The sequence below is a fragment of the Candidatus Magnetaquiglobus sp. genome (genome assembly GCF_058402785.1).
Genome location: NZ_JBZVFG010000001.1, coordinates 116,971 through 132,199, shown reverse-complemented (window position 1 = coordinate 132,199; position 15,229 = coordinate 116,971). Strand labels below are relative to the sequence as shown.

The following is a 15,229-nucleotide window of genomic DNA, read 5'->3' as shown; positions in this document are numbered from 1 at the left end:
CGGCGAGATGCCCGCCGTGCGGCGAGACACGCTCTGTTATTCAGGAAGCGTCACGCCTCCACGAACATGCGGCCCTGCATCTCCATGTGGAGCGCATGGCAGAACCATTGGCAATAATAATAGGAGACGCCCGGACGATCCGCGCGGAAGGTGGCCGAGGCCGAAGCCTGGGGTCCCACCTCGAAGCAGACGTTGTGATTGACCATCGTGAAGCCGTGGGTCAGATCCACCACTTCGTCCACGTTGGTGACGATCACGGTGACCTCATCGCCGAGCTTGACGGTGAAATCGGTCAGGCTGAAGGTCGGGGCATGGCTCAACATGTAGACGCGCACCTTCTTGCCGTCGCGCACCACCTTGCTGTCCTTGCCGAGCACCAGGCCATCGGCCTTGGCTTGGGCATGCAGACCGGCGAAGATCGGGTCGTTGATGTTGTAGACTTCGACCGGCTTCACCTTGGACTTGTGGACGATGATGGCATCGTGGGGTTCCGCGAAGGTCGGGCCGTCGTGGATCAGTTTCATCTCGTCGCCGGAGATGTCGATCAACTGGTCGTTTTCGGGCTTCAAGGGGCCGACATTCAGGAAACGGTCCTTGGAGAACTTGCACAGGGCCACGAGCCATTTGCCGTCGGCATCCTTGGACTCGGCATTCGAGGCGTTGGTGTGTCCGACCTGGTAGTGGACATCCAGCTTCTGGCGGATGGGATTGACCTTCTCGCCCTTGTATTGCTTGATGGCGTCTTCGATGTTCCACTTGACGATCTGGCTGTCCAGGAAGACCGAGGTGTAGCCATTGCCACGGCCATCGAAGGTGGTGTGGAGCGGACCCAGGCCGATCTCCGGATTGGCGACGACGCAATCCTTTTCGGTGATCTTGCCGGCGAACAGGTCGTCGAGCTTGGCCCATTCGATCACGGTGACGGTCGGGGAGAGCTTGCCGTTGAGCACCACATACTTGCCATCCGGGGTGGCGTTGCAGCCGTGGGGGCTGTTGGCGACCGGGATGTAGCGGGTGAACGGGGACTTGGCATCCTTGCGACCATCGACCACCGGCACGCCGTTGATCATCTTGGCCTTGCCATCCTTGACCGCGGCCTCGATGGCGGCGATGTTGAAGAAGACGGCGTGATCGGTCGGGGAGGCGGTCATCTCGGCGGTGGTGAAGCCCTCTTCCGAGTTGTAGCAGCTCGAGGCCACATATTTGCCCTGATAGTCGGCATCGTTGTTGTCCAGGTTGCCGCTCACCAGCACCTGCCAGGCCACCTTCATGGTTTCGGCATCGACCGCGGAGAAGAGTCCGGAATACTTTTTCGGATCCTTCATGGTCTCCGGGGTGTTGGGCATGGGCAGACGCATTTCGCTGTTGCAGAAGACATAGCCGGTCTTCGGATGGCGTTGCAGACGCAGACCGTGGATGGCATGGGCGTTGGGGATCTCCAGCACCTTGTCGGTCTTCATGATGTCCAGACGGATACGGGCGATACGGGTGTTGGCCTTGTCGTTGATGAACAGATAGCGTCCGTCGTAGCTGCCGGCGGTGTAGGACATGCGCGGATGGTGGGTGTCACCATGATCATAGGTGACCTTGCCCTGCTTCTTGAGATACTCCTTGGTCTCCGGGGTCAACCCCTCGGAGAGGATTTTCTGGCTTTCGTTGGTCAGCCCCCAACCCGTGGCGCTCTCGCGGTTGAAGACCGGGATGCGCATCAGTTCGCGCATCGACGGCAGACCCAGAACCCGGACCTCGCCGGAATGACCGCCGCTCCAGAAGCCGTAGTACTCATCCAGCTGACCGGGGGGAACGTCGGCCTTGCCAGCAGCCGAGGCGGTCGCGGGCAGGGTGGCCGCGGCGGCGGCCAGGGCGCCACCACCCACCACGCCGGCACGACAGGCCATGCCGGTCAGACCACCCACCGTGGCCACCTTGATGCCGGTTTCCAACAGATCACGCCGCGTTACGCCCTGCTTTTCGTTCTCCGCCATGGTTCTCTCCCCTTGGGTCTTGAAAAAGTGTGTTTCGATCGTGGATTTCGCGACCGTGATCGCCTGGTCGCCCGCTGTGTGTTTTCACACAGCGTATAACACACCCGAAAAATCGAAACAGCAAAATATCCACCTGAAATTGATGCAGATCAATTCCAGGTGGAACATTTTTCTCAAGATGCCGAATCTTCGTTCTGGCTGGCGGCGGTGCGGCGTTCCCGGCGGTTTTTGCGCATGATCAGGGTCGGGCAGACGTTCTCGTTGACGTAATTCAGTTGGCAGTGCAGGCAGTAGAAGCACTCGTTGGGATGGATTTCGCCGTTGGGCAGGATCGCCTGGACGAAGCACTCGGTTCCGCAGTTGGAGCAGAGATCGCCGCACTGACGTCGCCGTTTGAGCCAGGCGAAGATGCGCATGCGTCCCGGAATGGCGATGGCGGCTCCCAGGGGGCAGAGGTAGCGACAGAAGAACCGTTCGACGAACAGGCCGAGGCCGATCAGGATCAGGGCGTAGAGGACGAAGGGCCATTCGCGATCGAAGCGCAGCAGGACCACGGTCTTGAACGGTTCGATTTCGGCCAGTCTTTCGGCCATGGCCATGGAGGAGAGGGAGACGGCCAGAAGCCCCAGGAAAAGAACGTATTTCAGGGCCCAGAGCCGTTCATGCCAGGCGAAGGGGATGCGGAACTGGGGTACGCCGAGGGAGCGGGCCACCCAGTTGAGCAGTTCGGTGAGGGCGCCGAAGGGGCAGAGCCAGCCGCAGAAGGCGCCGCGTCCCCAGAAAAGCAGGGAGAGGGCGGTGGCGGACCAGAGGATGAAGATCAGGGGGTCGATGAGGAAGAACTCCCAGCGGAATCCGCCCATGAACGCGTGCAGGAAGGTGAAGACGTTCACCACCGAGAGTTGCGCCTGGGCGTAGCCGCCGATGAAGACCACCGAGAAGAGCAGGAATCCGCGCCGCAGCCAGGCCACCAGGCGCGGATGGGTGACGAGAAGTTCCTGGAAAAAGAAGATCATCGTCAGGAAAATGAGCGAAACGGCCAGTACGATCACGTCCGAGGTCCGATCCTTCCAGATCCGTTGCCAGAGTGGCGGGGTTCCGTCATCGGGGGTCGCCGTGGCCTGTTCGACGGCTGTCGAGGCCGGGGCGATGGCCTGACGCTGGATGAATCGCTCCGGCAGGTTGTAGGAGACGAGAAAGCTGGTGAAGATCTTTTCGATCGGCCCGGTCGGGCGTTGGGCGAGCAGTTCCAGCGCCCAGGGACGGGTGGGATCGAAGTTTTCCGGCATCTTGAACAGTCCGATCTCCTCGAAGCTCGGCATGTCGGGTCCGAGATCGCGCAGCCGGCGGTACTGGTAGTCGTGCAGGAGAATGCTGCTGCCGTCCTGGTTGATCTTGAAGCGGTCGAAGATGCCGCCACGCACGAAACCCGAGCCGCGGAACGAGTAGGAACCGTTGGCCACGATCAGCAGGGCCTGCTGTCCGGGGGCGAGCCATTCGCGCATGTTGGCGTATTCGGCCTCGCCCAGAAGGTTCCTGCCGATCGCCTCCGGGGTGACCAGGGCGATGTGCAGATCGATGAACAAGGTCTCGGGCGGCATCACCTTGACGTAGGGTTCGCCGGAGGGGGCGCCGAGTTTCGCGAAGGCCGAATCCACGTCCCCATGGTTGAGGGTCATGCGGCGCACCGAGCCGTCGCCGAGCAGGCCGTTCCAGTCCGCGGCCTTGAAGGGGGGCTCGATCAGGGTGGTTTTGACGGTCTGGGTTTCGGCCTGTCCGCCACGGGCGATCTTGCGCGCCGAGCGCAGAATGCCGTCGTTGATGACGATGGCGGTGACCGTGGCTCCGCTGATGGCATCGATGGCCTGCTTGCCGGCGGCCTCGGCCTCCTTGATCGGATCGCGTCCCACGTAGCGGGAGACGAAATCGAACAGCTTCTGCTCCGGAATCCCGATCAACAGGATCGGTTCGGCGTGTTTGACCACCTTGGCGCCGGTGATGATCCCCTCCTTGCTGACGCCGGCCAGGATTTCGATCGGTTTTCCGGAGTAGCCGATGTCGCTGGTCTGGAACACATGTCCCACCGGTTTGTCGTTCTTGTAGGCGACCGCGCTTTTCGGCGTGCCGCCCAAAGGATCGAAGCGGTCGGCGTTTGGAAAGACCTCGGCGGGTTGAACCTGAACGTCGTAGTCGCCGAACTCCCGTGCCTGGATCGCTCCAGGGGCGAGCAGCACCATCGTCCACAGCAGCGCGATCGTCCATGCGCGTCTTGCCGTGGAACGCCCATGGAGAGGTCCATGGACGGCGGGTGAGGGGAGGCGTCCCCCGTCGTGCGGGTTTTGGCGCTCCGAGACGGGGAGCCGGGTTGGAAACATCCTGGGCATGCTTGGGAAACTCCGGGTCAGAAGGTCATGATATTTACAAATATAACTTATACACCTGCAACTTCTTTGATATTCTCAAAACGATCCGAGTTCCCGCGTCAAGGGGTGTTGAATTTGAAATTTTTTTAATTTACTTGCCAAATCGGATCGGGTTAAAGTGTCCATACTGCGGGAAAGTTATGAGTCGTCATGGGGAGAGTGACCGATGCCCGCGGGTGGATTCTCGGTACGTTCTTAACGAACATCTCGGAAGTTTTAACCATGAGGAGGAATTTGCAATGAAAAAAGGTTTGCGCATGATGGCCCTGGCGACGCTGCTGGGGGGTGCGGCCATGCTGACCGCGGGCGATGCATCGGCCTGGTGGGGCGGTCCCGGTTGGGGCAATGGTCCCGGTTGGGGTAACAACTACAACAATTGGAACGACAACTGGAATAACAACTGGGGTAACAACTGGGCCAACAATGGCAGTGGTCGTGGCTCGGGCAATTTCGGTTTCAACATGGGCGGCGATGTCGCCGGTTCCGGTAACAACAACTGGAACAACGACTGGAACAACGGCTGGAACAACGGCTGGAACAACGGCTGGAACAACGGCTGGAACAACGGCTGGTATCCTGGTTACGGCTATGGTCCGGGCTGGGGTGGTCCGGGTTGGGGCTATGGTCCGGGCTGGGGCGCTCCGGCTTGGGGTGTCGCGCCTGTCGCGCCCGCCGCGCCTGCCGCCAAGGAAGAGAAGAAGTAAGTTCGCCTGGAAACCGGGGAGGGGTTCGCCCCTCCCTTGTTTTGTGACCCCCTTGCGCGCACGCTTTAGGAGTGTCGGCAGGAACGGGGGTTCGCCCCTCCCTTGTTGCGTCATCCCCGCCTTCACGCTGGACAATCAACCCCCTGTTCGTTGGTTCTGGAGCGGGTGTTTTCATGTTGGCGCTTTGCCCAGAATGGCCTGTTTGTTCTGTGTTCTCTCTGAAATCATTTGGTGTATTCCTTGCATGATCTTTCCATCGCCACATCGTGAGTGGTTCTCATTTTGACGCTCAAGTTGGCTGGCAAAGCGACCGATATAAGACGAGACGTGACGGAAAAGCCTGTCAAGAGTGCTTTTCGTTTGCTTTGCAACGGGTATTCGTGTATACTTTTTAACGGTTTTTTTGTGTTTAAACGACCGTTCATGCCGCCCTCCGTCGGTTCCGGTCACCCAAAGCCGCACCAATCCTTAAATTTAAAGCTTCGCCCATCATACAAAAAAGATCCTTCGAACCCCCCGTCAAGACGGTGCCCCGTCGCGTGGCTGGTTCGGGAAAAACATCCTGTCTGGAGGCACGAGATGCATACCGCGCAAACGAGAACCGTGAAAGTCCCATCCTCGAAGCAGTTGGTTCGCGAAAAACGGACGGGACAGCGCGTGCTCTCCCTGGCGGCGATGATGGCCGTGTATGGATCGGTCGCTCCGGGCTGGGCGGGAACGCCGGGCACGGCGGGGAGTTGGGTGAACAACGGGGTGATCGACGCCAACAACACGGGCCTGCCGAAAGCCGCGGACATCAAGAACATCCAGACCAACGACCTGTCATCCGTCACCTACCGCAATGTGGATGGCAGCACCAACTCTCTGAATCTGGGCGCCAACAGCAAGGCGATCATCAACTGGGATCACAGCGGTGCCACCACCGGGTTCAATATCGACTCCGGCAAGGTGTTGAGCATCACCGCCAACAGCCCCTCCTTCACCCTGTTGAACGTGGTCGAGGGGGGCAGCGGCACCACCATCGCCGGCACCCTCTCCTCGCCGGGTCTCTCCTCGGTGGTGATCGTCGATCCGAACGGACTGAGCATCGCCAACACGGCCACGATCGCCACCGGCAACCTGGGTCTGTACACCCAACTGCCGAACAACATCACCAACACCGGCACCACCGAATGGAACTCCTTGAGTACATCGTCGAGTGGCAACTTCGGATTGACTTTCACGGCCCTCCCGAGCAGCTCGAGTCACAATGTCACCATCAACAAGAACTTCGCCCTCTCCAACAACACCGATCTGGTGATTCGTGCCGATGGTGCGGTCACCATCAACGACACCGGCAGCTCGGGCACCACCTCGGCCCAGAACATCACCATCACCGGCAGCACCTCCTCGGGCAACGCCGTCTCCATTGGCGCCAACAGCCAGCTCTCCCTCGGTTCGGGTGGCGAGCTGACGGTCACCGCGAATGGGGGCAACATCGATCTGCGCACCACCGGTTCGGTCAAACTGGGTGACATCGACGCCGGCACCGGCACCGTGAGCATCGCCGCCGGGGGTGTGTTGACCCAGGGGGTCACCAAGAAGGTCACCGCCGCCAGCACCGCCATCCAGACCACCTCCGCCGTCGGTACCTCCGAGACCACGGGCTTGAACATCGGGGCCAAGTCCCCTTCCACCACCCCGTCGATCAAGGTGGACAGCAACGGCAGCGGTGGTTCGACCACCAAGGATGTCTACATCAACGCCGTGGACGGCATGACGGTCAAGCTCGACCAGGTGGTCGCGGATCGGGTCATCCTGGGCAATCCGAATGGCAGCACCTCCGGAACCGGCGCCTTCCAGGGGTTGCAGACCCTGGCGGCCAACATCGACATCACGGCCAACACGCTGGTGATCAGCAACAGCAACGGTACCGCCATTTCCAGCACCAAGACCAAAGTCACGAACCTGCTCCTCGAAGATGCGGGCAACACCACGATCACCAACACCGGCGCCTTGAATCTCAGCACCGGTTCCACCACCAAAACCGGTGGCGCCACCATCCAGATCACCAACGATGCGCAGATCACCGTGGATGGCACCTTTGACGGCACGGCATCCAAGGGTTCGACCCTGACCTTGTTGAACGCGGCGAATCAGGCGGTCAACTTTGCCACCAGCGCAGCCAGCAGCATCAAGTTGGCCAATCTGAACATCGTCTCCGATACGGTCACCTTCGCCAATCCGACCGCCAACCAGATCGTCATCGATGCCGGTGGCAAGGCGGCCATCAGCGCCAAGACCTCGACCCGGGCCATCAACCTCGGCACCCGGCCCGGTACCGGCCTGGATCTGACGGCGGATGACCTGCTCGCCTTTGGCGCGGGCGGGGCGGGCAGCAAACTGGAGATCGGTGGCACGGTGGGCGGCAATGCCACCACCAGCACCGGCGCCATCACCATCACCGCCAACATCGTCTCCAAGAACGACCTGACGCTGTACGGCGGTTCGCTGGCCGTCACCGGTGGTACGATCACGGTCAACGACGGTAGTGCCAATCGTGATTTCACGGCCACGGTGACCGGCGCGGTCACGGCTGCGGCGGATACGAATTTCACCTCGTCCGCCGGTGCGGGCAACACCACCGCCGACATTACCGCCAAGGCCATCACCATTGACGCCAAGGGGAGCGTCGGTGCCGCCCCGACCCTCAACGGCACGTCGGTGGGTTCGGCGGATCTCGACATCACGGCCACGGGCACCGTCAGCATCGCGGCGGGCGACAGTAACGTCGCCACCAACGACTCCATCAACATCCGCTCCATCGGCGATCTCTCTTTGGGGTCGATCCAGGTCCGCGATTCGAACGCTGCCCTGGATACGAACGACACCATCAACCTGATCGTGAGCGGCGATCTGCTGCACGCCTCGGGTTCGACCACCAACCTGACCGCCCAGAAGATCAACCTCTACGGAGAGACGAGCAACAACGGCGCAGCGAACGCGACTTCGGGCATCGGTATCTCCACCGCCGCGATTCAGATGTCCAAGGTGGCGACGACCGGTCTGGTGATGCAGCATTACAACAACACCACCGGCGCGGTCTCCAACTCTTCGGGCACCCAGACCTTCGACGGGGTGCATATCGTCGCGGATCAGAGCCTGACCCTGAGCAATCCCATCTACACCACCAGTGATGCGACCGGTGGCGGCATCAGCATCTCCCTCTCCGGGACCACGGCGACCTTCGACAACGCGGGTTTGGCGATTCAGTCCGGAAAGGGCAACCTGACCCTCTCCGCGCCCGAGGTCAATCTCTCCGGCACCAACGTGGTCACCGCCGCGGCGGCGGACACGTTGCAGATCACCGACACCAGCGGCAACCTGACCCTGGGTGGTACGGGTGGAACGGCCAATGCCCTGGAAGACTCCGAAATCACCGCCATTGCCGCGACGCCGAACGTCACCTTCACCGCCTCCAATGGCAACATCGTTCTGGGCAACGCCCTGGCGAAATGGGCGGCCAAGAACGTCACCCTTTCCGCTTCGGGCGACATCACCGGCACCGGCAATGTCGTCAGCGGCGATACCCTCACCCTGTCCGGCGTCAACATCGGTTCCAATGGCAATGCCATCGGCGTGGTCGCGACCACGGCCCTGGTGATCACCGGTCCCACCGCGAACGCGGGTTATCCGGGTAACGTGGCCGCCACCAGCGCCTATGTGACTTCGGCAAGCAACCTTCATTTGGGCAATGTGGGCGTTACGGGCGCTCTCAGCGTCACGACGACCGGCGCGGCCACCCTGGACAATATCGCCAATGCCACGATCCTGGTGGGTGGTCTGGCGACGGTCAATACCGCCGGGCAGATCTCCATCGGTTCCGCGGCGGGTGATTCGGTCAAGTTGGGCTCCGTGAATCTGACCTCCGGCGGCGGTTCCGCGATCTCCCTCACCGAAGACGATGCCATGCTGATCGCTGGTGTCAATACCACCGGCGCGGGTACCGCCACGCTAACCGCCAACGGTTCGATCACCAATGATACGGGCGTGGTGAGCATCTCCGTCGGCGGCTTGGCCACCCTCACCAGCACCAATGCGGCGATCACGCTGGGCACGAACGGTGCAAACGATACGGTCAACTTCGGTTCCGTGAGTTTGAGTTCCGGCAGTGGCGCGATCACCATCAACGAAGACAGCAACATGGTGATCGCGGGACTCTCCACCTCGACCACCGCCAGCATGACCTCGACCGGCACGATCACCAACGCGGCTGCGGCCGCGATCAGCGTGACGGATATGGCAACCTTTTCGGCCACGGATGTCACCCTGGGTGATCAGGCCGGTGACACGGTGAATTTCGGCAAGTTGAACGTAACCGCCACGACCGGCAACATCGATGTGCGCGAGGATAGCGCCACGGTTCTGAAGGGTGTGTCGGCGGCGGCGGGTACCGCCTCGATCAGTTCGACCAGCACGATCACCAACGAGGCGTCCGCGACGATCAACATCTCCGGCCTGGCAACGTTCAGTGGTACGTCGGTCACCTTGGGCGATCAGACCAGCGACGCGGTGAACTTCGGTTCCTTGAACGTGACCGCCACCACCGGCAACATCGATGTGCGCGAGGATAGCGCCATGGTTCTGGCCGGCGTGACCGCGACCACCGGGGGTGCCACGGCCAATCTGGCCTCGACCGGCTCCATCACCAACGGCAACGCCGCAGCGATCAACGTGAACGAACTGGCGACCCTCACGGGTACGTCGATCACCCTCGGCAATCAGGCGGGTGACACGGTGAATTTCGGTTCTCTCAGCGTGAGCGCCGCGGGGGGCGCGGTCGATGTGCGCGAGGACTCCTCCATGGTCATCGCCGCCTTGACGGCAGCCTCGGCCAGCTTGCAGGCGGTGGCCAATGCCGGTGACACGGTGACGAATACCACGGGTGCGATCAATGTCACCGGCAATCTCAAGGTGACCACCAACGCCGGCAACATCACCCTGGACGACACCGGCGGCGCGACGACCACTTTTGGTTCGTTGACCTTGACCTCCGGTGTCGGCAATGCCGGCAACTTCACCATCAAGCAAACTTCGGGCGACATGACCATCGCCGGAAACGGTAACACCGAGGGTATCAACACCACCGGCACGGTGAGCCTGACCACCACGGCTTCGGCGGCTGGTACTGGCGTGATCACCCAGGGCGGGACCGCCGCCGACGAGATCGTCGCCGGCGCGGTGACCATGAACACCTCCGGGGCCAATACCAAGACCGTCACGTTGACCAACGCCGACAACGCGGTGACAAGCTGGAACGTCACCACCGGTGGTGGCGCGGTCTCCCTGACCGAGGCCGGGGCCATGAACCTCGACAAGGTGAGCACCTCGGGTGGCGCGTTGACCCTGGTCGCCACGGGGGCCATCACCCAGAACGCCGGCGCGGCCAACGCGATCACGGCGGGTGCCACGCAGATCACCGCCACCGGTCAGAATGTCACCCTGACCAACACCGCCAACGACGTGTCGAGCTGGAGTGTCAATGCCGGAGCCGCCGGTGGCGCGGTGCAGTTGACCGAGATCAACGGCATGAGTATCGCCGGGTTGACCGGTGGCGCTGTCACCCTGACCGTGCGGACCGCGGGCAATCTCACGCAGACCGGCGCGATCAACGCCACCAGCGTGACCATGGATACCTCCAATCATGGCGGCAACATCGACCTGCAACAGGCGAATGTCCTGACCGGCAACTGGGTTGTCAATGGAACCGGCGCCGGCACGGTGACGATCCACGAAACCGATGCGGCAGGCATGTCCCTGGGCGCCATCACCACCACGGGTGGGACGGTGACCGTGCAGAACACCACGGGAGCCGTGACGACCACGGGGGCCATCGCCACGTCCGGCGGTTCGGTGGGTATCACGGCTACGTCGGGTGCCATCACCCAGGGCGGTACCATCAATGTTTCCGGTGGTGGCGGCACGGCTGGCGTGACCATGACCTCGACGGGCGTCGGCAATGGCATCACCTCCAACGCCACGATCACCACCGGCAGTGGTGGCGCGACCTTGACCGCGGCGGGCGCGGCGGCGACCACGGCGGCGATCACCACCGCGAATGGTGCGGTGAGCATCAGCGGAACCTCGGTGAACGATAGCGGAGGCATCACCTCGGCGGGTGGCGCCGTGACGCTGACCTCGAGTGCCGGAGCCATCACCTCGGGCGCGGCGATCAGCACGGTTGCCGCCACGACGGGGGGCAACGTAAGCATGACCGCGACCGGTGGCGCGGTGAACGCCAACGCGAACATCTCGACTGGCGCCACGACTCCGGGGACGAGTGGCACGGTGTCGCTGGTCTCCAACAGCGGGGATGTGACGCAGGCCGCCGGCGCGGCGATCACCACCAAGGGTGCCGCGGTGACCATGACGGCGGGTGGCGCGGCGGGTAATGTGGTGCTTGGTTCGATCGATACCACCGGAGGGGCCTTGAGCGCCAAGGGTGCGTTGAATGCCACGGCTGCTGGCACCGGCACCATCACCGATGCGGTGGGCGCCACCATCGCGGTGGGCGCGGCGACGCTGAACACCACCAATGCGGCCATAACCCTGGATGGCACCACCAATTTTGCATCCTTGAACCTCTCTTCGGGTTCGGGGGCCATCGCCGTGACGCAGACGACCGGCGGCATGGTGATCGCCGGGGTGAACACCACCGGCGCCCTGACTTTGGTCAACTCCGATGCCTCGGCGGCCAACTCGATTACCCAGACCGGTGCCATCGTGGCCGGCGTCACCTCCATCACCTCGACGGCGGGCAACGGCGCGATCACCTTGACCACTGCTGGCAACATGGTCAGTGACTGGACCCTGGCCTCCGGCTCCGGCATCATTCAGATCACCGAGGCGGATGCCATGGTGATCGCCGGCGTCAACTCCAACGGCACGCTGAGCCTGACGACGAGCAGCACCACGCCTGCCAACGCTTCGATCGGCCAATCCGGGGCGATCGTGGCCGGTGCCACCACCTTGAACAGCTCGGCGGGCAACGGCGCGATCACCTTGACCACGGGTGGCAACCAGGTGACGAGCTGGAATGTCTCCTCGGGCTCTGGCGTCATTCAGATCTCCGAAGCGGACGCCATGACCATCGCCGGCGTCAACACCACCGGCACCCTGACGCTTGCGACCACGAGCGGCGGCGCGGCCACCTCGGCGATCACCCAGAGTGGGTCGATCGTGGCGGGTGACACCACCGTGACCACCTCCTCGAACGGTTTGGTCAATCTCAACCACGCCAACAACGCGGTGATGAGCTGGAACGTGACCGCCGGCACCGGCGCCGTGACGATCGTCGAAACCGATGCCACCACCCTCACCGTGGTGAGCAGCGGCGGTCTGACCGCCACCTCGGGCGGGGCCATGACCCTCACGGCGGCCTCCACCGGCGCGGTGTCGGCCACTGCCGCCGGCACCCTGAGCGTGGGCACCACCTCGGGTACCACCGTGTCGTTGACCACCACCGGCGCGGGCGGCAACATCACCGATTCCGGCGTGATCACCGCCTCCACCTCGCTGGCGTTCGCCAGCAGCGGCTCCGTGACCCTGGATGCCGGCATCGTCACGCCGACGATCGCCGACTCCTATGCGACCGGCAATGTCACCCTTGTCACGTCTGGTGGTTCGGCCCTCACGGTCGGGAATATCTTTGTCGTCGATTCCACAGGCAGCCAGTATTCGGTCTCGATCTCCAATCCTACCAAGGATATCACCCTGGATGGTCTCATCGCCGCGACCAATACGAGCTCGGCCATTCTCAATGACACGGCTACCGTTGGCTCTGGACTGGCGTATAACAGCACCGCTCCAGACTTTACATCAGCCTATTTTGGTAGTGCCAATCTCAAATATCTCAAGGATATTACGCTTACCACGGGAACCACCTCGGGGCGCATTCTCTCCACCAACAGCGCGAATTCCGGTTTCCTGAAGGCGGAAGCGTTCAATCTGACCGCACAGGGTGTGGTGGGTGACGGGGCCACCACCCAGGCCATCAAGGTTGACTGGGATGCTACCCGGACCACCACCGCGGATCGTCTGAATATCAACCTGGGCGATCTCACGACCAGCGCGGCATCGGCTTCGCATGCGGCCACTCCCCTGCTTTATGTGGAACAGGCCAAAAACAGCAGTAACACCGGATTGGGTGGTGGATTGGCCTACACCGATTATACCGGCAAGTTCCTCAATGTTTCGATCACCGGCTATGACGCTCTTGCGGCCTCGGCCACGGGGGCTGGTTATGTGACGCCGGTCAATGACGGGGTGACCGGATCCTTCTCGGGTGGCAATCTGAACGCTTCGGGCGGCGATGTGGCGGACTTCTTTGTCAGCCTCTCCTCGAGGGTCACCACGCTGGAGAACCTGTTGGGCCTGGATTACTTCTCCTCGACCAACACGGTGGCCAAGTACATCTCCTTCATCATCAACGGCGCGGCGTCGGGCGTGGCCAACAACGGCGTCACCTTCGACATGGCTGGAACCATGTCGGCGAGCACCACGGTTTGGACCCCGACCGAGTTCTTCGCCGGTCAGAAGGCGGACGGCACCACGACTTTCACCGGCTCGTTGAATTCCTACAACTCTTCGCTGAGCGACGCCAGCATCATCGCCACCGAGGCGTTCAACCGCGTGAACGTGCTGGCGGAATTCGGGGTGACGGATACGGGTAGTGCGCATGTCGTGGATGGCAAGGCCGCCACGACCACCGCCGCGGTGCTCGCCAACACCATGGAGCGTGTGAATACCGCCACGGACAAGGCCAGCAAGGTGACGGTCGCGACGACCACCGCCGGCGACACCACGACCATCACCGGCGGCGCGATTGCTGGAGCGAGCCTGACGGCGACCGGTGCGGTGCAGGGCGCGACGGTGAAGGGGACGACGAGCGTGTCGGATAACGTCGCGACGCTCTCCGGCGGCAACCTGACCAACGTTGGCAGCATCACGGCGAGCGGCACGGTGGCGACGACCGGGAACATGACGGCGGCCAACATGACGGCGACCGGTGCGGTGCAGGGCGCGACGGTGAAGGGGACGACGAGCGTGTCGGATAACGTCGCGACGCTCTCCGGCGGCAACCTGACCAACGTTGGCAGCATCACGGCGAGCGGCACGGTGGCGACGACCGGGAACATGACGGCGGCCAACATGACGGCGACCAACGCGGTGCAGGGCGCGACGGTGAAGGGGACGACGAGCGTGTCGGATAACGTTGCGACGCTCTCCGGCGGCAACCTGACGGGTGCCGGCAACATCACGGCGAGCGGCACGGTGTCGGCGGCCAACGTTACGGCGTCGAACGCGGTGAATGCGGCCACGATGACGGCGACGGGCGCAGTGAACGCGGCCTCGGTGACGGCTTCTGGCGCGGTGCAGGGCGCGACGGTGAAGGGGACGACGAGCGTGTCGGATAACGTCGCGACGCTCTCCGGCGGCAACCTGACGGGTGCCGGCAACATCACGGCGAGTGGCACGGTGTCGGCGGCCAACGTCACGGCGTCGAACGCGGTGAACGCGGCCACGATGACGGCGACGGGCGCGGTGAACGCCGGTTCGGTGACCTCGACGGGTGCGGTGACGGCAGGTTCGGTTTCCACCTCCGGCAACGTGACCGCCACCGGCACGGTTCAAGGCGGCACGGTGACCGACGGCACCAACACCCTCTCCACCACCACGGATACCGCCAAGCGGGCCGAGAAGAAGGCCGACACCGTAGCCACCTACACCACTTCGGGTGGTGCGGCGGCCTCGACCACCGGCACCGGCTCGGATATCGCCAGTGCGGCCTTGAAGGCAGTGGATGCCGCCAACGCCAAGGCCACCCAGACCACCACGGTGGGTACCCTGGGCACGGAGCGCGATACCGGCAACGTCTTCCTCGACTTCTTCAAGAAGCTGTTCGGCACCCCGTAACCAAGATCGCGGGGGATGGCCTATCACCTGTCATCCGAGGACTCCCTGTCATGGGGGAGGCTCGGATGGCATGGGTGAAAACCCGACACAGGCGCGTTTGCCCATTGCGGCTGGCGCGCCTTTCTTTTATTATGGTAAATCACAATGGCTTTTTCACCCGTGC

General features: G+C 62.7%; 4 protein-coding genes. 2 read left to right on the top strand and 2 right to left on the bottom strand.

From position 1 onward, the window contains the following. Positions 1–50: 50 nt before the first annotated feature. Both nosZ and ACV4UY_RS00545 read right to left on the bottom strand, forming a co-directional pair. Positions 51–1,985: a TAT-dependent nitrous-oxide reductase gene (gene nosZ / locus ACV4UY_RS00550; protein WP_491605722.1), complete on the bottom strand. Its 1,935-nt coding sequence runs from the start codon at positions 1,983–1,985 to the stop codon at positions 51–53. Between the two features lie 173 nt (positions 1,986–2,158). Beyond that, the gene (locus ACV4UY_RS00545) at positions 2,159–4,222 is read right to left on the bottom strand and encodes a 4Fe-4S binding protein (RefSeq protein ID WP_491605721.1); all 2,064 of its coding nucleotides are present in this window, start codon (positions 4,220–4,222) and stop codon (positions 2,159–2,161) included. Between the two features lie 425 nt (positions 4,223–4,647). Between ACV4UY_RS00545 and ACV4UY_RS00540 the strand changes: the two genes are divergently transcribed. Together ACV4UY_RS00540 and ACV4UY_RS00535 are read left to right on the top strand one after the other, a co-directional pair. Beyond that, entirely contained in the window at positions 4,648–5,112 is a 465-nt protein-coding gene (locus ACV4UY_RS00540; protein ID WP_491605720.1) for a hypothetical protein, read from the top strand. Between the two features lie 603 nt (positions 5,113–5,715). Further along, on the top strand, positions 5,716–15,066 hold the full coding sequence (locus ACV4UY_RS00535; RefSeq protein ID WP_491605719.1) for a hypothetical protein: 9,351 nt from the start codon (positions 5,716–5,718) through the stop codon (positions 15,064–15,066). Positions 15,067–15,229 lie beyond the last annotated feature (163 nt).